This window comes from Erythrobacter alti (genome assembly GCF_037996805.1).
Taxonomy (GTDB): domain Bacteria; phylum Pseudomonadota; class Alphaproteobacteria; order Sphingomonadales; family Sphingomonadaceae; genus Alteraurantiacibacter; species Alteraurantiacibacter alti.
Window position 1 is genome coordinate 230,780 of the sequence record NZ_JBBNAX010000008.1, and the last position, 20,632, is coordinate 251,411.

Genomic DNA, 20,632 nt, shown 5'->3' on the forward strand with positions numbered 1-20,632 from the left:
CCCGCCTTGCTTACCGGATAGTACAATGAGGGATTTCCCGATGAAGACCACTGGCAAACAGCTGGCGGCGTTGCTGCTCATCTCCACCGCCCTGACCATGCCGACCGCGGCGTTTGCACAGGACAGCACGGAGTCGCCAGTTCCTGAAGACACGCCAGCATCGGAGCCGCTGGAGGACGTAGCCGAACAGCCCGATGTATCGATACCCGGCGGATCGATCATCGTGACGGGACGCATAAACCGCGATCCGGTACAGAACTCGTCGCAAATCGTCAGCGTGCTTTCCACAGAGGACATCGCGCGCACTGGTGAGGGAGACATCGCAGGCGCACTCGGACGGGTGACCGGCCTTTCGGTGCAGGGGCAGGGTTTCGTCTATGTGCGCGGCCTGGGCGACCGCTACTCGCTGGCGCTGCTAAACGGCCTTTCCCTGCCATCGCCGCAGCCATTGAGCCGCGTCGTGCCGCTCGACATCTTTCCGACGAATGTGGTCGCATCCAGCCTGGTGCAGAAAACATACTCGGCCAATTTTCCGGGTGAATTTGGCGGCGGTGTTATCAATCTGACCACCCGTGCGGTGCCGGACGAAAGCTTCCTGACGATCGGCGGCAGCGTCAGCGGCGATACGGAGACAACGTTCCACAACGGGCTGGCCTATTATGGCTCCGATTACGACTGGTTCGGTTTCGACGATGGGACGCGCGACGCGCCGCCGGCGTTGCAGGCCTATTTCGACAGCGGATTGCAATTGAGCGATGTGCCGCTCGATTCCGCGCAGAATCTTGATGGCGCGCCTGTTACGCAGGCTGATATCGCGTTCCAGTTTGGCAATCCGAACCTTATTCTCCTGCAGAAGATCGGCGATGTGCAGCCCAATTGGTCGGCCAATTTGTCCGCCGGCACATCGGTCGATGTGGGGAGCGACGGGGTGTTGGGGCTGATCTTTACCGGATCGATCAGCAACAAATGGCGTACGCGCGACATCACTTCACAGTCGGTTCTGGCCGACTTTTCGCTCGACAACGACTTCAACGATATCGTGACCGACAACCGGGTGCTCGCCAACGCGATGGTGGGCATCGGGCTGGAAATCGGCGACCACCGGGTCCGCTTTACCAACCTTCTTATCCGCGACACACTGAAGCAGGCCTCGTTTTCGCAGGGCGAGGATTTCCAGGACAATGACAGCATCCAGCAGCAACAGACCGGGTGGTTCGAACGCCAGCTGATCGACACCCAGCTGGTGGCAGAACTGGAATTCGGCGATCTGGGCGTCGACCTGCGCGGCGGCTTTGCACGCACCGATCGCGAAGCGCCGTATGAATACACATTCACATATGTTCGCGACAATGCGCAGGGTGAGTTCAGCGATACGTTTATTAACGTGCTCGACCGCCAGACCGGCGATGCTTCGGTGGTCTTTTCCGACTTGCAGGAAGAGCTGTGGTCGGGCGGTATCGACCTGAGCTATCCAGTGTTCGACAGTTTCGTGGCGACCGTCGGCTATGCCTACAGTCAGACCGAACGCTATTCGGAGCGCCGCGAGTTCCTGTTCAACGCACCAACGAGCCTACCCGATGGCGTCGGGGCATTGCGGCCCGACCTGTTGCTGGGCGACGCAATCATCGAATATTACGACATCGGCCTGATTGAATCGACGCAATCCGATCCCGCCTTTGCCGCCGGGCTCGAAGTGCAAGCGGGCTACGGTAGGGTAAACTGGGAAGTGGTTCCCGGGATCAGCCTGGATGCCGGCGTGCGATATGAGGACGCGGTCCAGACGGTAATTCCCGTTCGCGTGTTCGATGTCGAAACCGGGTCGAATGCCTCCACACTGCTCGAAAACGCATACTGGCTGCCTGCAGCCACCATCACCATCGAGCCTGTGGAAGACCTGCAATTTCGCCTGAATGCATCGCGTACAATTGCGCGCCCGCAGTTTCGCGAGCTGATCTTCCAGACCTATTACGATCCCGAAACCAACCGTCAATTCAACGGCAACCCCTTGCTCATCGACAGCGAGTTGACCAATTTCGAGGCGCGCGGCGAATATTTCCTTGGTGGCGGAGACCGGATTTCGGTGGCGGGCTTCTACAAGGACATCGAAAACCCGATCGAGGCGTTCTCAAGCTTCTCTGACAACGCCCAGCTCACCAGTTTTGCGAATGCGCCCAGTGCCACGCTCTTCGGGGTCGAGGCGGACATTGCCTACACCGTGGACCTGATGGACGTCGGCGGCTTTTTCGAAAGCAAGCAGTTGGCGCTGTTTGCCAATTACACCTGGACCAATTCTGAAATCCAGGTCGATCCCGATGACATGACCCTGCTGTTCCCGGGGGGCGCGACGCCGGCATCCAACCTTTTTATCGATGGAGTGCCGCTGACAGGGCAATCCGACCATCTCGCCAATTTCCAGGTGAGTCTCGAAGATCTCGACCAATTGCAGCAGTTCACCCTGCTGGTAAATTACGCCAGTGAGCGGGTGACGAGCCGCGGCACATCAGGTCTTCCTGACATTGTCGAGGATCCGGGACTGACAGTGGACCTGGTCTATCGACAGGGACTGGACCTGTTCGGTGCCGCAGCGGAGTTCAAGCTGGAAGCGCGCAATATCCTTGGCCGGGGCCATGAAGAGTTCCAGACAAACGGTGTCGAGCGAGCAGAGATCAACTCCTACAACGTGGGCACATCGCTCGCCGCGTCACTCTCGATGACCTTCTGACGGCCATCCTGGTAAGGGTGCAGCCCCCTGCCGAGTTGGCAGGGGGCTGGTCAAGCGGACAAGCCTGACTTTCGCACGTTGCAGTGTTTTTGCGCTCAACTCTCGGGCGCGTCGAACACGTAACCTTTTCCGTGGACCGTCCGCAGCAGGCTATCTGCACCGACTTCTCGCAGGCCAAAGCGCAGCCGCTTTATCCAGACGTCAACCGTGCGCAGGTACTCCGGCGGACCATCCTTGCCGAGCGCGTCGATGAGTTCCTGCCGGGAAAGTATGCGATTGGGGTTTTCGGCAAGAAAGCGCAGGACGCGGAATTCATTGGGCCGCAGCGCTATCGGTTCACCCTGCCAGCGCGCCTGCTCGCTCGCGCTGTTGATGACAAGGTCGCCATGTTCGATCAGCCGTTCCGGCCCGATCACCCGCTCTCCCGTATGAAGCGCCAGAACCCGGTCAAGCATGTCTTGCCGATCAAGCGGCGCGACGGCGTAATCGTCTGCTCCCGCCTTGAGCGCGCGCCGACGGTCTTCGGCATCGTCTTCTTCCAGGATCATCGTCACATGGGCATCGGCCATTCGTGGATCGGCGCGCAACCGGCGTACCATCTCGAGGCCTGAAAGGTCGTCCATTACCCAGTCGACAAATGCCCAGGCAGGGCCTTCGACCAGCCGCTTGGGACCGTCAGGGGTGAGCAACGCAAATTCGAACAGCGTGTCGCCATGAACAAATTCCGCAGCACAAGCGGTTTCCTGATCGGTCGTGAAAATGCTGACGCGTTGCATCGTATCTGGCCCCGTTATCCAGCCCAACGGGTGCCGCGCAAATTTGACCGCGCTGTGACAAGGCGCGCCAATTTTTCTGGCGAATGCTATTGAGGTCAGGCCGGGGCCGGACAGTATCGCTGCAGATAATCACCGTGGCCAGGCATGTGCTGGACCAAGAAGCGGATCGACTTCTCGATCTCGTCCAGCTCAGCGCGTGTCTTGGCCTGATCGAGCGTCGCCGCCATGGCATTCTGGCCGGTCATCGAAATACCCTGACCCATCATGACGGCGGCCCAGCTTGTCTCGGTGAAGAGTTCATCGTCCTCGCGGAAAATCTGCCCGTTCATTTTGAACAGTTCGATTTTTTCGGTCAGGCTATCGGGGACGCTCATCGTGCGGCAGTAATTCCAGAATTCAGAATCGCTGCGCTGGGTTGCGTTGTAATGCAAGATAAGGAAGTCGCGGATACGCTCATATTCCTTGGCCGACAGGCGATTGAATGACTGCGCCTGCATCTCGTTTACTCCGTCGAGCGAAAGCAGCGCGATCAGCTTGTTGATCCCGGTGTTGATCAGGTGAATCGAGGTCGATTCCAGCGGCTCCATGAAACCTCCCGCCAGCCCGAGCGCGACTACGTTCTTGTTCCAGAATTTCTTCCGCCGTCCGGTGACGAAGCGCAGATGGTTCGGCTCGGCCGTTGGCTTGCCCGCCATGTTCTTGATTAGGATATCGGTCGCCACGTCCGCTTCCATGAAGGCATCGCAATAGACATGGCCGTTGCCATTGCGCTGCTGCAACGGGACCTGCCATTGCCAACCTGCCGAGTGGGCCGTGGCCCGCGTAAACGGCGGCGGCGGGCTGCCATCGTCGCGGTTGCAGGGCAGTGCCACTGCGCGATTGCACGGCAGCCAGTGGGTCCATTCCTCATAACCGGTTTCCAGCGCCTGTTCGATCAGCAGGCCGCGAAAGCCCGAGCAATCGACGAAGAAATCGGCGGCGATTTTCTGGCCGCTTTCAAGCGTAACCGACGATACAAAGCCGGTTTCGCCGTCCAGCTTCACATCTTCGATCTTGCCTTCCTGACGGACAACGCCGCGCTTCTCAGCATATTTGCGCAGGAAGCCAGCATAGGCGGTTGCGTTGATGTGGTAGGCGTAGTTGATCGGCGGCAGGTCGTCGCGCTTGACATCTTCGGTCTTGGCGAACTTACCAAAATAGGCTGCCATAGTCTCAGCGTTGAACACCTGGATCGGTCGATTGTCGCCCTGTTGCTTGAAGTGATGCCAGATATGATGGAACGACAGCCCGTCTATCTCATACCCGTAATTGCCGAACGGGTGGATGTAGCTGTCGCCGACATTGCCCCAGTTGACGAACTGGATGCCCAGCTTGAAGGACCCCTGCACGGAGGCAAGCATTTCTGCTTCGTCGATCTCCAGCAGGCGCTGGAAGTCCACGAAGGGCGGGATCGTTGCTTCGCCGACGCCGACAGTACCGATGGCTTCGCTTTCGACCAGAGTGATGGCAAGCTCACGCCCCTTGCGCAGCCTGGAAAGCGCAGCCGCCGCCATCCAGCCCGCAGTGCCGCCGCCGACGATTACGATATGTTCGATTGCCATCGCGATTTATCTCCCGAAGAACCCACTAACGCGCCGCGCCAATTTGGCATAGTGTGCTGGCGGAAAGCCTTTTGGTCCATGATTGCAAAAATGTTACACCAAGCCGCGACGGTTGTGAACGTTCATTTTTTCCACTTGTGAACGCTAACAATTTTGATATGCAGGGTGAGAAATCCCGAAAACGGGATCGTGTAATGCCGGTGCGGCCAAGGACCTAAGTCCCGCATCGAAGGGGAGAAAACAGTGCGCAAAACCACAATTACGTCCACGAATCGCATCCGTACGCTAGCTACGGTTTCCAGTCTCGCACTGGTAGCATCGGTTCCCAATGTCGCAGTTGCGCAGGATGCGCCCGATGGTGACGACGCTCAAGCCCAAGCCGATCCGGACGAAGACAATGTGATTGTCGTCAGTGGTTTCCGCGCTTCGCTAGAGAGTGCGCAGGACTTCAAGGAAAACGCCGACACTGTCGTCGATGTGATCACCGCCGAAGATATCGGCGCGCTGGCCGACCGCTCGGTAGCAGAAGCGCTGCAGCGCGTTCCCGGCGTCAACATCTCGCGCTTCGAGCAGCGCGATGACCCAGACCGCTTTTCGGTCGAAGGCTCCAATGTCATCATCCGCGGCCTTCCCTATGTGCTTTCCAACCTGAACGGCCGCGAGATTTTCTCAGCCAATGGCGGCCGTGTCCTTTCATTCAATGACGTTTCACCCGAGCTCCTGGGTCGCGTAGAGATCTACAAGAACGTTAGCGCCGATATGATCGAGGGAAATATCTCCGGTCTCGTCAATCTTGTGACGCGCAAGCCCCTCGATAATCCCGGCTTCCATGTCGCGGGAACGATCGAAGGCAATTACGGCGATCTGGCGGAAGAATGGTCGCCGGGCTTTTCGGGGCTAATCTCGAATACATTCGATACCGGAATCGGCACATTCGGATTGCAGCTCGGCTACGCGCAGCAAGAGCTAGTGACACGCACCGACGCTTCGCAATTGACTGACCCCTGCTATCGCGCCGACACGCTAGACAGCGGCTGCCTTCGCGTGGTGAACGTCGGTTCGGGCGGATATTTCGGCGATCCCAATTTCGACGCCACCAACTTTCCGCCTGCAGGAACGGTAATCGCTCCCAAGGGTGCCGGTGTTCGTACGACGGATTTGACACGCGATCGCCAAGCCTATTCTGCGGTCGGCCAGTTTGAGAGCAATGACGGACGCTTCCTGCTGACGTTGGAATATCTGCGCGCTGAAACCCAGGCGACGCTCAACGAGTTCGCCGCTCTCGCACTTGTGAATGACGATGGTCTGTTCCCAGTGCAGGCTGCCGGTTCGACTTGGACGTTTGACGAAAACGGCGTCTTTCAGACCGGTACTCTCACCCAGCTTCAACCCTTCGTGGGCAACGCTGCCGGCGGCATCCCGACAGAGCTTCTGCGCTTCCAGCGTGAAGACGATGCCACGACCGAAGACTTTTCGGCAGAAGCATATTTCGAGTTGAGTGATCGTTTGCGCCTGAATTTCGAAGGCCAGGTCATTTCGTCTGATCGCACGGAAGATGGTTTCATTTCTGCGATGCAGACCTACAGCGATGTGCAGATCGACAATACCGGCAGCACGCCGCAGGTGCAATTCCTGGAGCCGGGTACCGGCACATCGAATACTGCCTACTTCAATGATCCGGCGCGGACATTCTATTGGTTCCTGCTCGACAATCAGGTCGAGAATGACGGTGATCTTTACAGCTTGAGCGGCGATCTCGAATATGATTTATCGGATGATGGCTTCTTCCGTACGGCACGCTTCGGCGCGCGCTGGTCGGAACGCAACCGCGTTACGCGAAGTGCAAATTTCTCAAACTGGGGCAATCTTGGTGCACCTTGGACGGGTCGTGGCGGCAATTGGAACTGCGGTGACTTCCAGGCCTTCGGATGCGGCGGCGCCTATGTTTTCGATTTCCCGGAGTCGGCCAGTGTCCGCAACCCGTTCGGTGATAATTTTCAGCGCGGCAATGCACCAACTCCGCTAGGAGACGGTTCAGCATTCTTCTTCGGTGGTGATAACATGGTTCAGGATTATCTGAGCGGCGAGATCACCAACCAGGCCAATGCGATAACCGCCTTTACCCTGACGCCAAATGCCTGGTTCCCGATCAGCGCGCGCGGCGGCACGGTTGGTGACAGCGTGTTCCTGCCGGGCGAGATTTCCGACGTTACCGAATCGACGCGTGCGGCCTATGCGCGCCTCGATTTCGGCACCTATTTCAGCAATGGCTGGGAATTGTCGGGCAATATTGGCCTTCGCTATGTCGAAACGACGACAGAATCCGATGGCGAAATCAACTTCCCCTTCGGTAACTTCTTCGATGGCGACATGGATGGCGTAGTGACACAGGCGGAAATCGCTGCGGCGTGCGGCAATATCCAGCCTGGACAGCAGGCTCCGGGTTACTGCTCGCTCAGCACCGCGCGCCAGGCAGAATTTGCCGCTGCGTTCACCGGTGAAGTGATCGATGACAGCGCGGATATCGTCTACGAAAACTGGTTGCCCAGCGCCAACCTCAAGCTCGATTTCGGTGGCGGCTTGCTCGCACGTGCGGCCTTCTCGCAAGGCATTTCGCGACCCGATCTTTCCGACTTCCGAACCGGCGGTGCGATCTTCGACAACACCCGTGCGCTCGAACTTGCTGGTGCGCTTGAAAACGGACCGCTGTTCGCGATCTTCACCGGTAACAGGCTGCTGCGACCGATTGAATCGGACAATTACGACCTCAGCCTAGAATACTATTTCGACGATGTTGGCTCGATTACGGTGGCGGCGTTCCGCAAGGACTTCCGCAATCTGTTCGGCTTTGGTCCGACGGTTCGCGAATTCAACAGCCCGTCCGGCGTGTCGATTGATGTCGAGGTCAATGGCCCGATCAACTTTGGCGAAGCCAATTTGCAGGGCGTCGAAATTGCCTATCAGGATGTCTGGGAATTCCTCCCGGGTCCGCTCCAGTATCTGGGCGGTCAGTTCACTTATACATATATCGACTCGAACGATTTCTCGTCCTCGGGAGATGTGTTTGGTGACTTGCCGCAGCCCGGTGTGTCTGAGCACACGGTCAATGCGACACTGTTCTACGAAGTCGGCGGTTTCTCGGCCCGCGCAGCCTACAATTGGCGTTCGGAATTCCTGCAAACCCCGCGCGACGTGATCTTCCCGTTCTCGCCCATTTGGGGTGAGGACACCGGTCAGCTTGACGCGTCGATCTTCTACGATTTGACCGAAAATGTGAAAATCGGTGTACAGGGAGTGAATCTGCTCGATGAAGTCACCCAGACGAGTTCGGTAGTCGACTTCGACGGGACGCGCATCATACGCTCGGCCTATCGCAACGACCGCCGTTTCACTTTCCTTGTACGGTTCAATTTCTGACCGCAATGCCTGAGCTCCATTCGGACGGGGGTTTGAAAAGGGGCTCCGGCGCACTCCCAGCGCCGGAGCCCCTTTTTTGTTGACGCCGAATCCGGTTGGCCAGAAATGGCTGGCAGAAGGTGAGACGATGATAGCAGCGCACAAATGCAGGATATCGGCCGCCATGCTTGCTGTTGGCCTGGCGCTGGGTTCGTGCGGCGGAGAGGGTAATGTTTCCGGCACCCCCATTTTAAGCGCACCCAGCCCGACACCCAGTGCCACCCCGTCGCCTACCGGTGGGACGTGGCAATTGATCTGGGCTGATGAGTTCGATGGAGCGGAGCTCGATACGTCCCGCTGGAACATGATTGCCGACTGCTGGGGCGGCGGCAACAACGAGCGACAATGCTACACCGCGAGGCCTGAAAACATCGCAATTGAGAACGGTGTGCTCTCGCTGATAGCGCGCGAGGAAAGCTATACCGGCGATGCCTGGCCTGCGCATATGGCGCCCTTCCAGAGCGATCCCGATGAACAGCGCACCCAACCATTCACGTCGGGCAAGATAACCACGAAGGGCAATGCCAGCTGGCTTTACGGGCGCTTCGAAATGCGTGCGCGGCTGCCGCAGGGGCAGGGTACATGGCCCGCGTTCTGGATGCTTCCCGAAGATGAGGATTACGGCGGCTGGCCGCTATCCGGCGAGATCGACATCATGGAGGCGGTCAACCTCGGTGTCGAATGCGCGGATTGCGAGGCAGGGGGCGAACACTCCGTGCTCGGCACGCTGCATTTCGGCAATTCTCCGCCGAACAATGTCTATCGTGGCCGGGAAATCGCCTTTCCAGGCGTGCTCGACGGCGAATTCCACACTTATGGCGTTATCTGGGAAGAAGGCCGCTTCACCTGGTCTATCGACGGCGAGCCTTTCGGGACCATGGAGGCGTCGGAATGGTTCACCGCCGCCAGCACTGCTCCGAACGCGCCGTTCGACCGGCCTTTCCATTTGATCCTCAATTTTGCGGTCGGAGGGAATTGGCCGGAAAATACATCTGCTGGCGGCGTATCTGCCGAAGGATTCCCCAAGCGTCTGGAGGTGGACTGGGTGAGAGTCTGGCAATGCGATGCCGATCCGGCTAGCGGTCAAGGTTGTACCGGGGGGAATTGACGTGGCTCGCAGGCGCCAATCTGTAACTATCAAGCACGTAGCTGCCGATGCAGGGGTTTCCCTGCAGACGGTTAGCCGTGTCATCAATAATGAAGCCAACGTTCGTCCCGAGATGAAAGAGCGGGTGCAGGCCTCCATCGACAAGCTGGGTTATGTCCCGTCGATTGCCGCCCAACGCATGAGCGGTTCGCGCTCCTACCTGATCCTTGCACTCAATGACCGGGACCGCACGATCGAGGATTGGCGCGCGCGCGAGGGGCGCGACTGGGTCGACCAGATGCTGCTCGGCGGAATGCTGAAATGCGCGGAGTACGGCTACCGGCTGATTTTCGAGCTTGTCGATACGCACAGCGACCATGTCGAGCGCGAGTTGAACGCCGTGATCGCAGCCGTTCAGCCCGATGGCGTGATTCTGACGCCGCCCCATTCGGACAACAAGCTGATTACCGACCTGCTCGAATCATCGGGCATCCGATTTGCGCGCATCGGATCGCGTGCCAATGGCGAGAATATATCGATCACCATGGGCGATGATGAACTTGCTGCGATGGCAACGCGACACCTGCTTGAAAAGGGTCACGAGCGCATCGCCTTCATCGCGGGTTCGATGGAATATGCGATAACCCAATGGCGTAAGGACGGCTGGAAGGCCGCCATGCGCGAGGCTGGCCTGCCGACCGAGGGGTTGTGCGAAATCGGCGATTTCTCATACGATTCCGGCGATGCGGCAACGCGAACGCTGCTCGCGAAGAAGGAGCGGCCTACCGCGATCATCGCCGGCAATGACCAGATGGCCATGGCGGCCAATGCCGTCGCGCACGAATTGGGGATGCACGTGCCGGGCGATCTTTCGATAATCAGTTTCGACAACACGCCGGTAGTCCGCTTCGTCCAGCCGCCACTCACGGCAATAGACCAGCCGGTGGCGGAAACCGTCAGCCGCGCGGTCGAATTGCTGATTACCTCCTCGCGCGGAGAGAAAATGCCGCCCATGCCCGTCGTCGTCGAAGGCAAGCTGGTCGAGCGGCAATCGGTAGCGGCGCTTAGACCTTCGCACGGCAATGACGACTGACGCCGAAGCCGGGCAAGCGGGCGGTCAAGTCCAGACGCGCCGGTTCTTGCTCCTCTATGCCTTGGCCGTGGCCGGCGGCGCGGTGGCTTATGTCCCCTTCCTGACCATCCTTTTGCCAGTACGCGTCGAAGGCATGGCAGGCGGAGAGAGTGTCGCCTGGCTCGCCTATATTGCCTTTGCCGGAGCCATCGCTGCGAGCCTTGCCAACATCGCATTCGGCTGGCTGTCCGACATTACCGGCAACCGGCGGGGTTGGATCCTTGCGGGCCTTATTCTGAGCTCGACGATGCTGGTCGTCCTGTCGAGCGCCCGCAGCCTGCCGATGCTGATCGGAATGCTGGTGGCGTGGCAGCTCGCCCTCAACATGATGCTTGGTCCGCTTGCAGCATGGGCCGGCGATGTTGTGCCGGATCGGCAAAAGGGCACGCTTGGCGGCCTGCTTGCCTTCGCTCCCGCACTTGGTGCCATGTCGGGAGCCATGGTCACGATCCCCGGTCTCGCGGAAGCCGATGTACGCATGGTCCTGGTGGCAGGTCTGGTGGTGGCCTGCGTTCTGCCGGTGCTGCTGTTCGGGAGGCCCGTGCCATTTGCTGAGCTGACCACACCCAACTACGCCCCGGCGCAACAGATGCGCGATCCCCGTCGCATTGTAGCGCGCATGTGGATCGCGCGGCTGCTGGTGCAGGTCGCGGAGGCTGCATTGTTTGCCTATCTCTATCTTTGGCTTCGCTCAATTTCGCCCGAGATCGGCGACAATGATGCGGCGCAGGTATTCGGCATCGTGCTGCTGGTTGCGGTGCCTGTTACGTTATGGACAGGGCGGTGGGCGGACCGACATGACCGGCCGATATTTCCGCTGGCCATCGCCGCTGCCGTGAGCAGTGCGGCGCTGCTGGTGATGGCGCTTGCCCCCGGCATTACCGTCGCGCTCATCGGATATGCCATTTTCGGGTTGGCCGCTGGCGTCTTCCTGGCATTGCATTCAGCGCAGACGCTGCGGGTCTTGCCGCGACCGCAAAATCGGGGCCGCGACCTCGGATTGTTCAACCTGACCAACACCACACCCTCACTGATCATGCCCGGTTTGACGCTGGCGATGGTCCCGGCTTTCGACTTTGCGGGCCTCTTCATCGTCCTCGCTGTTCTCGCCGGTCTCGCCTGTTTGCTGCTGATGAGTGCGCAAAGGGCAAAATAGGCGCTTGCCTTGCACCTTGTGGCGTGCAAAAACCCGTTCTTGAGAACGTTCCCAATTTAAGAGGAAATTATGCGGGCAGGGGTTTCTATGCGAGCGATCGCAGCGGCAATGCTATTGAGTGCAGGCTTGGCGGCTTGCGCCACTGTGCCAGTCGATAATGCGCCAATGGAAAGCGTGACAGCGCCGGTGAGTAGCGAAGACGCTGTCGTTGCAGCATTGGTTTCGCGCATGTCGCTCGAACGCAAGATCGCGCAACTGATACAGCCGCAAATCAATTCCTTCACGCCCGAAGACATGGAGCGTTACCGCTTCGGCAGCTATCTCAACGGTGGCAATGGCGGCCCTTACGGCGATGAGTATGCTCCGGCGTCGGAATGGCTGCGCTATGCCGATGAAATGTACGATGCATCGGTTCGCCCGCTTCCCGATGGCGAGCCGGCCATCCCGACCATGTGGGGTACTGACGCGGTCCACGGCCATACCAATGTCGTGGGCGCGACGATCTTCCCGCACAACATTGCCTTGGGCGCAACGGGCAATGCCGATCTCGTCCGCCAGATCGGTGCCGCGACCGCTGCGGAAATCGAAGTAACCGGGATCGACTGGAACTTCTCGCCGACCGTGGCGGTCGCGCAAGATGATCGCTGGGGCCGTACTTACGAGAGCTATTCCGAAGACCCTGAAATCGTTGCCGAACTGGGCGCTGCGCTGGTTCAGGGGTTACAAGGTCGCCCGGGTGACGAGGATTTCCTCGGTACGGGCCGGGTCATCGCCACAGCCAAGCATTTCTTCGGCGATGGGGGCACGGATAACGGCGTCGACCAGGGCGAGGTCACGGGCGATATCGATGCCCTGCTGGCGCTGCATGGCCATCCCTATCCGGCGGTAATCGACGCGGGCGTGGAATCGATCATGGCCAGCTTCAATTCGATCAACGGCCGCAAGATGCATGGCAATCGTGATTTGCTGACCGATGTTCTGCGCGGCGAAATGGGCTTTGACGGGCTGGTTGTGGGCGACTGGAACGGTCACGGGCAGGTCGCCGGTTGCGAGGTCACCAATTGCCCGCAATCGCTGATGGCGGGCCTCGACATCTTCATGGTCCCGGACGACTGGCAGGGCCTGATGGAAACGCTGGTTGCCCAGGTAAACGATGGCACGATCCCGATGGCGCGGGTGGACGAAGCCGTGACCCGCGTTCTTCGCGTGAAATATCGCGCTGGGCTCCTGGCCGAGAATGCACCGCGCCCCTCCGCCCGCGGAGTCGCCGGGCGTTTCGACTTGCTCGGTTCGGCCGAACACCGCGCCATTGCGCGGGAAGCCGTGGCGCAGTCTCAAGTCATCCTGAAGAACGATGGTGTGCTTCCGTTGGCGGCCGGAGCCAATGTGCTCGTGGCTGGCAGTGCGGCAGACAATATCGGGCAGTCCGCTGGTGGCTGGACCTTGACCTGGCAGGGCGGCACCGATCTTGATCGCGCACTGTTCCCTAATGCCGAATCGATCTGGGAAGGACTGCACAGTGCGGTCACCGCCAATGGCGGCGTTGCAAACCTGTCTCCCGATGGCAGCTTCACCACGCGGCCCGATGTCGCCGTGGTGGTCTTCGGTGAAGAACCCTATGCCGAATTTGCCGGTGACCAGCGCGATCTGGCTTTCCGCGACGAAGAGGGGCTCGAGCTTCTGCGATCTTTCGAGGAACAGGGCATTCCGACCGTTGCCGTATTCCTTTCGGGTCGCCCGTTGTGGGTGAACCGCGAGCTTAACGTGGCCAATGCCTTTGTCGCATCATGGCTGCCGGGCGGCGAAGGCGGCGGCATTGCCGATGTGCTGACAGGCACGCGCGATGCGAGCGGACGGCTGTCATTCTCCTGGCCCGCATCATGCGAGGGCGAACCGCTCAATGGCCCCGATGGTGCGCTGTTCGCCGTCGGCTATGGCCGCTCGCTGTCAGACACATCGCCGCTCGCCATGCTGAGCGAAGATTGCGGTCCGCTGGAAGCCGGTCCGGCTAACGACTGGTTCACTGCCGGTCGCCTCGCCGATGGCGTGACAGCCAGCTCTATGGATGCACCGCTCCCTAACCTGATCGGCCGCGTTGCCACGCTGGTCGCACGCGGAATTGATCGCAATGCGCAGGAAGACTCGCGCGAATTGGCGTTTACGTCAGGCGGCAATCTGCGGCTGGAAGGCGAAAGCGATGCCAATGCCTACGTGATTGAATATTCGCTTGAAGCGCGTCCGACTGCGGCGGTGACGCTGACCAGCGGCGGCAGCACATTCGACATCACACAGGGGCTTTCGATTGCCGAGGGCAAGGGCTGGCGCCAGATGGTTCTCACAACTTCCTGCCTGCCCGATCTGGGCAATGATCTGGAATTGGATACAGTAAACCCGCTGACTATCCGCATCGCCACGATTTCCCGTGTCGATGTGGCCGAGGGCGCCGAGTGTCTGTTTTGATCTGAACGATTTGATGGTGATTTGAATTCTACGGAGCTGCTAGCAAAAGCGGCCCGTCTTTTGGGGAGATTAGCATATGGCCCTTGCGCCTGACGTTTCGAGCAGCACCGACCCGATGCCTGTGACCGACGATGCACCGCCGGTCAACGCACCGGGCTTGCAGTATTTCGTGATGGGTCTGTTCTTCATCTTCGGCGGGATCACCTCGCTCAACGATGTTCTCATTCCCAAGCTGAAAGAGCTGTTCACTCTCAGCTATACCGAGGCGATGTTGGTGCAGTTCTGCTTCTTTGCCGCCTATCTGGTGATCGGCATTCCCGGCGCGAAGCTGGTGAAGAAGATCGGCTACATGCGCGGCGCAGTTGCCGGTCTTTGCACCATGATCATCGGCTGCCTGCTGTTTATTCCTGCCAGCCAGACGGCAACCTATGCGATCTTCCTTGGCGCCTTGTTCATCCTCGCCAGCGGTGTGGTGATCGTGCAGGTGGTGGCGAACCCGCTCATCAGCCTGCTTGGCCCGCCATCGACCACGCACAGCCGGCTGACCTTTGCGCAGGCTTTCAATTCGCTGGGAACGACGGTTTTCCCGATCGTCGGCGCTGCCGTCATTCTCGGCAGCCTTGCCGACGTATCTGCGGACCAGCTCGAGGGCGCGGCGTTGCAAGCCTATCGCGCAGCCGAGAGCGAGGCGATCTGGCAGGGTTATCTCGGCGTTGCCGCGCTTATCGCACTTGTTGCATTTGCGGTGTGGAAGTTCCGAAATCGCCTGCCGCATGATGCAAAGACCATGGGCGACGGTGATCTGGTCTCGAATAGCCGCTACCTGGTTGGTCTAGCTCTCGCCGCTCTGGGTGCCTTCCTGGCGCTCCAGGTAAACGGCTGGCTCGGTGCTTTCGTGATCCTGCTGGCGCCTGCGCTTTGGCTTTACGACAACGACCTGCTGAAGCGGACCCGTTTCAGCTATGGGGCCTTGTGTATTTTCCTCTATGTCGGCGCTGAAGTTTCCATCGGCTCGATCATCATCAACTACCTTTCCGCCGAACGCGTTTTGGGTGAGCCTGAAAGCGTTATCGGCTGGATGATCGGTCTGTACTGGGGCGGAGCAATGATAGGCCGTTTCATCGGATCTGCAGCCCTGCGCGCATTCAGCCCCGGCAAGATCCTCGCCTTCAATGCGATTGGTGCAATCACGTTAATCGTTATCTCAACCCAAACGAGCGGCGAAGTGGCGGCCTACTCGCTGCTCGCAGTTGGCTTGATGAATTCCATCATGTTCCCGACGATCTTCTCGCTCGCTTGTGAGAAGCTGGGGCCGCGTGCGGCTGACGGTTCGGGGATCATCAATGTCGCCATCTTCGGTGGCGCAGTGGTTCCGCTGCTTTACGGCGTGGTGGCCGATGCCACAGGCGGTAACCTTGCGATGGCCATGATCATTCCGGTGATCTGCTACGCGATTATTGCTGGCTTCGGTATCTTTGCGCGGCGTCCTGCTGTGGCCTGATCCGGACCACGCAACCTGCGCAACAAAAAGGGGCGGCGGTCACAACGACCGTCGCCCCTTTTTGCCGTGCAATGGTGACCGGGCCTACCGCCTGGCCATCGCGTTCCCATCGGCAGATCCGAAATTCATCAGCACCTGCTGGTGAGGCATTCCATCACCGCCGCGATCGACAACGATGTGCTGCCAGCCCGGCGACTGCATGTCGCGGAAATCCTCGGCATCTGTGACGAGTGGTTCTTCCAGCACCATGCGATAGAATTCGCGGCGCATATATTCGGACAATTCACCCGCTTCCACAGCGCGGTCGCCATTCAGGTCCGCACCGCCTTCAATCGCCTGGCGGAAGACGTGGCTGATATAACCACCCGACTTCTCGCCCACCGCGACAAGGCTCAGCGTATCCTCGTCAGAACTGAAAATACCCATCCGGTTGTTGCGCTGGCGCACGACATTGTCGAATCCGGCAGCAAAACAGGCATCGATCACCAGCAGAGTGCGCGCGTCGATCCCTTCGAACATCTGCGCCAATTCGTAATCGAACAGGGGCGCATCATAGAGCTCGATCGTCTCGGCGCTGCCATCGCGCTCGGTCGTCATGTTCTCGACCTTTTCGCCGTGGCCGGAGAAGAATACGAGCAACAGGTCGTCGTCCCCCATGACCCCGGTGATGTTGCCTAGCGCGCTGCTGAAATTGGCGCGGGTTGCATCGCGATTGATCAGCGTCACGCTTTCGGGTGCCAGTACACCCGCGTCCTGCAAGGCGGCGGTCACGCGCTCTGCGTCTTCGTCGGTGCGGTTTAGCGGGCTGATGCGCGCATAGTCGGCTACGCCAACGGTCAGCGCAAATACGCGTGCACTGCCGCTGGCCGGGCGTACGGTTCGCACGCCGGCCTCGGCCTCGCTAAGCGAAATCGAATAGCGCCCCGTCTCTCCCGGTGCGAAGCTGCTGGCAGCGATGTGATAAATGCCGTCTTGGGGAAGGGTGATCGAGAGGCGGCTGTCGGTGCCATCGGTGGCGCGGAAATCGTCGTTCTTCTCTTCGCGCCCGTCGGGCAGGAAGATCGCGAGCGTGGTGTCAATTTCGCTCGAGCCGAGATCAAATGTCACGCGCTGGCCTGCGCGCCCGGAATAGGTGAAGTAGTCGACGAAAGCGCCATCGAAGGCGCGCTCATCGCTCTGGGTGAGAATGCCGCTGGCGGTCTCGCCCAAAGCGATCGCACGGGCATTGCCGGAGGTGGGGTTGGCCGGGTCCATCGTGGCGAGCCGGAAACTACCGCCGCCCTCGTTAGCATAGGCCGACACGGTCAGGCGATATGTGCCATCGGCTGGCAGCACTGCATCGATCCTGCTGTCGAGCGTATCGCTGCCGGGTGCATCGTCGTTCTCGGTTTCGAAGCCATCGGGGCCGGTCACGCGCAGCACGGTGTCGAACCGGGCAGAGGTGAGCGAGATTCTGATGCGCTGGCCGGCGCGGCCCTCCATCACGTAAGTTGCGGTGTCTTCTGACAGAAAGCCCTCAACCTGTTCGCCCAGCGCAATCGTGCCTCCGCCATTGCGCGGCTTGCCCTGTTGCTTGGTTAGTTGGAGTTCGCTTGTCGCATTGACTGCCGCAGCGCCCGTTTCGAGCACACCTTGCGCTGCCACTGGCGCAATAATTAAGACTGTTCCCAGCGCGGCGGCGGTCAACAAACCGGCCTTTTTCATCTTATCCCCCTATTCGATCCCCAAAATCGGTTCAGCTTTGCCACACCATATCTGAACGAAATCCGAATATGGGGATCACGCTAAGCGCTCAGTCCTCCGGTTCGCTCCACGCGAGGCGCGGCTTGCGTGCGGCCTGCGCTTCATCGAGCCTTGCGCGCGGGGCATGGTGCGGTGCGGTCAGTAGCGCCTCGTCCCCCGCTTTCGCCCGCTCCGCCAGCGACCGCATGGCTAAGATGAACTGGTCGAGCGCGGCCTTGCTCTCGGTTTCGGTCGGTTCGACCAGCATGGCGCCGTGTACCACCAGCGGGAAATACATCGTCATCGGGTGAAACCCCTCGTCGATAAGGCCCTTGGCAAGGTCGAGCGTGGAAAAGCCCTCGGCAAACCCGGCGTCGCCGAACAGCGCCTCATGCATGCAGGGCCCGCTGTCACCGAAGGGCGCGTGGAGCACATCTTCGAGCTGGCGCAGCGCGTAATTGGCGTTCAGCACGGCATCGCCCGAGGCCTGCCGCAACCCGTCCGCCCCGTGGCTGAGGATGTAGGTGAGGGCGCGGGTGAACATGCCCATCTGGCCGTGGAAGGCGGTCATCCGGCCAAAACTGCTGGCGTGATGATCCTCCATATTCTCTTCTTCAACCAAACGCAGGCTGCCATCGCTTTGTTTTTCCACGAAAGGTAGCGGGGCAAAGGGCGCAAGAGCAGAAGAGAGCACAACCGGGCCTGAGCCGGGCCCACCGCCGCCGTGCGGGGTCGAAAAAGTCTTGTGGAGATTGATGTGCATCGCATCGACGCCAAGATCGCCAGGCCGCACCCGGCCCATGATCGCGTTGAAGTTCGCGCCGTCGCAATAGACCAGCCCGCCCGCTTCATGCACCGCGTCCGAAATCGCCTTCATGTCGCGCTCGAACAATCCGCAGGTGTTGGGATTGGTAATCATCACCGCAGCAACATCGGGGCCGAGCCTCGCCTTGAGCGCATCGAGATCGACGCGGCCTTCGGCATTGGCCGGAATATCCTCGGTCTCGTATCCGGCGAAGGCGGCGGTGGCAGGGTTGGTGCCGTGCGCGCTTTCGGGCACCAGCACCACCTTGCGCGCATCGCCGCGCGCTTCGAGAGCGGCGCGGATGCACAGTATGCCGCACAATTCGCCATGCGCGCCCGCCTTGGGGCTCATGGCGACCGCGTCCATTCCGGTGAGCGTGATCAGCCAGTGCGACAATTCGTCGATCACACCGAGCGCGCCCTGCACCGTATCGACAGGTTGCAAGGGGTGCACATCGAGGAAGCCGGGCATGCGCGCGACCTTCTCGTTCAGGCGCGGATTATGCTTCATCGTGCAACTGCCGAGCGGGAACAGGCCGAGGTCGATGCCGTAATTCTGGCGGCTGAGGCGCGTGTAATGGCGCACCGTTTCAGGTTCGGAGAGGCCGGGCAGGCCGATCGGCTCCTTGCGTGCAAACTTGCCGAGGCGGTTGGGCAGCTCGCACGGCGTATTGGGCAGGTCGACGCCGCAGGTATCCGCGCCGCCGATTTCGAAGATCAGCGGCTCTTCCAGCATCAATGCCTTGTTGCCGGTGACGGTCGGGTGCTTCACGTCTTCGCTGGAGGCGACAGGCGTGCCGGGCTTCCACCCGCTCTGGTTGATCTGGTTCATGGCAGCACCTCCTCGAGCGCACGGGCAAGGGCTTCGATATCTTCCTCGCTGCACGTCTCGGTGAGGGTGACCAGCAGGCCATTCTTCAGCGCATCGACATCGGGGAACAGCTTGCCCAGACCCACGCCGCCGAGCACGCCCTTGTCGGCGAGATCGCGCACGACTTGCCGTGCGTCCACTTCCAGCATCAGCGTGAATTCGTTGAAAAAGTTATCGTTGAGCAGGCTCACACCCGGCAGCGTCGCCAGCCTGTCCGCAGCGATACAGGCCAGCCGGTGGTTCTGCGCTGCAAGGCCCGAAAGGCCCTTTGCGCCGAGCAAGGTCATGTGGATCGAGAAGGCCAGCGCACACAGCCCGCTATTGGTGCAGATGTTCGAGGTCGCTTTTTCGCGGCGGATATGCTGCTCGCGTGTGGAGAGCGTCAGCACGAAGCCGCGCTTGCCATCGGCATCCACAGTCTCGCCGCACAACCGGCCCGGCATCTGCCGCACCAGCTTGGGATCGGTAATCGCGAACAGGCCGAGATAAGGCCCGCCGAATTGCAGCCCGACACCGAGCGCCTGGCCTTCGCCGACCACGATATCCGCGCCGAGATTGCCCGGCGCCTCGAGCGCGCCCAGCGCCACTGGCTCGGTGTTCACGACTATCAGCTTCGCGCCCTTGGCGTGGGCGGCATCGGCAATGCGCTGGAGGTCGGGAATGCGGCCAAGGATATCGGGATATTGCACCACCACGCTGGCGGTGTTGTCATCGATCCGCGCAATCAGCCCGTCATCGTCGGGCAGCGCGGTCAGGCTGGGAGCAGAGCCGGCAATCTCGTCCTCGGTGAATTTCGCCATGGTGCGCACGACTTCGGCATAATGCGGGTGCAGCGCGCCCGACAGCACTACGCGCTTGCGGCGTGTGACGCGCCCCGCCATCGCCACTGCTTCCCAGCAGGCGGTCGAGCCATCATACATCGACGCATTGGCCACCGCGCAACCATACAGCCGCGCAACCTGCGTCTGGAATTCGAACAGCATCTGCAAGGTGCCCTGCGCGATTTCGGGCTGGTAGGGCGTGTAGGCGGTGAGGAATTCGCCGCGCTGGATCAAATGATCGACGCTGGCAGGCACATGATGGCGATAGGCCCCCGCACCGATGAAGAACGGCGCATCGGCAGCTGCCAAATTCTTCTTCGACAGTCGCCGCATATGTTTTTCGACCGCCATTTCGGTGGCGTGCATCGGCAGGCCTTCGACGGGACCGTCGAGATAATGCTCGGCTGGCACATCGGAGAACAGCGCATCGATGCTCGGCGCGCCAACCGCATCGAGCATCGCCGCGCGGTCGGTATCGGTCAGGGGGAGGTAACGCATTTCAACTCCTAAGCCCCTCCCGCCA

Annotated in this window: 12 protein-coding genes; 7 read left to right on the plus strand and 5 right to left on the minus strand. The window is 60.2% G+C overall.

Going from position 1 to position 20,632, the window contains the following annotated elements; all coding sequences use genetic code 11:
* Positions 1–40 precede the first annotated feature (40 nt).
* Complete coding sequence (locus AAC850_RS10905; RefSeq protein ID WP_340588781.1) at positions 41–2,722, plus strand: TonB-dependent receptor domain-containing protein; 2,682 nt, start codon at positions 41–43, stop codon at positions 2,720–2,722.
* Positions 2,723–2,817: 95 nt separating this feature from the next.
* Here the strand turns inward: AAC850_RS10905 and AAC850_RS10910 are convergent, their stop codons facing one another.
* Positions 2,818–3,498, minus strand: a complete 681-nt coding sequence (locus tag AAC850_RS10910; RefSeq protein ID WP_340588782.1) for a response regulator transcription factor — start codon at positions 3,496–3,498, stop codon at positions 2,818–2,820.
* Positions 3,499–3,593: 95 nt separating this feature from the next.
* Positions 3,594–5,099 (minus strand): tryptophan halogenase family protein, encoded by a 1,506-nt coding sequence (locus AAC850_RS10915; RefSeq protein ID WP_340588783.1) that lies wholly within the window; start codon positions 5,097–5,099, stop codon positions 3,594–3,596.
* Between the two features lie 243 nt (positions 5,100–5,342).
* Between AAC850_RS10915 and AAC850_RS10920 the strand changes: the two genes are divergently transcribed.
* The 6 genes from AAC850_RS10920 to AAC850_RS10945 all read left to right on the plus strand — a co-directional run bounded on the left by AAC850_RS10920 (position 5,343) and on the right by AAC850_RS10945 (position 15,891).
* Positions 5,343–8,516 carry a TonB-dependent receptor gene (locus AAC850_RS10920; protein WP_340588784.1) on the plus strand — a complete coding sequence of 1,058 codons (3,174 nt, stop codon included), beginning with the start codon at positions 5,343–5,345 and terminating at the stop codon, positions 8,514–8,516.
* A gap of 76 nt (positions 8,517–8,592) precedes the next feature.
* A complete protein-coding gene (locus tag AAC850_RS10925; RefSeq protein ID WP_340588785.1) occupies positions 8,593–9,663 on the plus strand; it encodes a glycoside hydrolase family 16 protein in 1,071 nt (356 codons plus the stop codon).
* A gap of 1 nt (position 9,664) precedes the next feature.
* The gene (locus tag AAC850_RS10930) at positions 9,665–10,735 is read left to right on the plus strand and encodes a LacI family DNA-binding transcriptional regulator (protein ID WP_340588786.1); all 1,071 of its coding nucleotides are present in this window, start codon (positions 9,665–9,667) and stop codon (positions 10,733–10,735) included.
* Entirely contained in the window at positions 10,725–11,930 is a 1,206-nt protein-coding gene (locus AAC850_RS10935; RefSeq protein ID WP_340588787.1) for an MFS transporter, read from the plus strand. Before AAC850_RS10930 ends, AAC850_RS10935 begins: the two co-directional genes overlap by 11 nt.
* Positions 11,931–12,116: 186 nt before the next feature.
* On the plus strand, positions 12,117–14,390 hold the full coding sequence (locus AAC850_RS10940; protein WP_340588788.1) for a glycoside hydrolase family 3 protein: 2,274 nt from the start codon (positions 12,117–12,119) through the stop codon (positions 14,388–14,390).
* A gap of 76 nt (positions 14,391–14,466) precedes the next feature.
* Positions 14,467–15,891 (plus strand): sugar MFS transporter, encoded by a 1,425-nt coding sequence (locus AAC850_RS10945; protein ID WP_340588789.1) that lies wholly within the window; start codon positions 14,467–14,469, stop codon positions 15,889–15,891.
* Between the two features lie 84 nt (positions 15,892–15,975).
* On the opposite strand, the gene AAC850_RS10950 is transcribed toward AAC850_RS10945, so the two are convergent.
* From AAC850_RS10950 to gcvPA, 3 genes are all read right to left on the minus strand, one after another.
* Positions 15,976–17,595 carry a pre-peptidase C-terminal domain-containing protein gene (locus tag AAC850_RS10950; protein WP_340588790.1) on the minus strand — a complete coding sequence of 540 codons (1,620 nt, stop codon included), beginning with the start codon at positions 17,593–17,595 and terminating at the stop codon, positions 15,976–15,978.
* Positions 17,596–17,683: 88 nt separating this feature from the next.
* Positions 17,684–19,249 carry an aminomethyl-transferring glycine dehydrogenase subunit GcvPB gene (gene gcvPB / locus AAC850_RS10955; RefSeq protein WP_340588791.1) on the minus strand — a complete coding sequence of 522 codons (1,566 nt, stop codon included), beginning with the start codon at positions 19,247–19,249 and terminating at the stop codon, positions 17,684–17,686.
* Positions 19,246–20,607: an aminomethyl-transferring glycine dehydrogenase subunit GcvPA gene (gcvPA, locus tag AAC850_RS10960; RefSeq protein ID WP_340588792.1), complete on the minus strand. Its 1,362-nt coding sequence runs from the start codon at positions 20,605–20,607 to the stop codon at positions 19,246–19,248. Before gcvPA ends, gcvPB begins: the two co-directional genes overlap by 4 nt.
* Between the last annotated feature and the right edge of the window lie 25 nt (positions 20,608–20,632).

What these genes read in the sequence shown, in the direction of transcription:
- AAC850_RS10905 (WP_340588781.1), top strand. Translation starts at nt 41, where the DNA reads ATGAAGACCACTGGCAAACAGCTGGCGGCGTTGCTGCTCATCTCCACC.
- AAC850_RS10935 (WP_340588787.1), top strand. Translation starts at nt 10,725, where the DNA reads ATGACGACTGACGCCGAAGCCGGGCAAGCGGGCGGTCAAGTCCAGACG.
- AAC850_RS10910 (WP_340588782.1), bottom strand. Translation starts at nt 3,498, where the DNA reads ATGCAACGCGTCAGCATTTTCACGACCGATCAGGAAACCGCTTGTGCT.
- AAC850_RS10945 (WP_340588789.1), top strand. Translation starts at nt 14,467, where the DNA reads ATGGCCCTTGCGCCTGACGTTTCGAGCAGCACCGACCCGATGCCTGTG.
- AAC850_RS10950 (WP_340588790.1), bottom strand. Translation starts at nt 17,595, where the DNA reads ATGAAAAAGGCCGGTTTGTTGACCGCCGCCGCGCTGGGAACAGTCTTA.
- gcvPA (WP_340588792.1), bottom strand. Translation starts at nt 20,607, where the DNA reads ATGCGTTACCTCCCCCTGACCGATACCGACCGCGCGGCGATGCTCGAT.
- gcvPB (WP_340588791.1), bottom strand. Translation starts at nt 19,249, where the DNA reads ATGAACCAGATCAACCAGAGCGGGTGGAAGCCCGGCACGCCTGTCGCC.
- AAC850_RS10915 (WP_340588783.1), bottom strand. Translation starts at nt 5,099, where the DNA reads ATGGCAATCGAACATATCGTAATCGTCGGCGGCGGCACTGCGGGCTGG.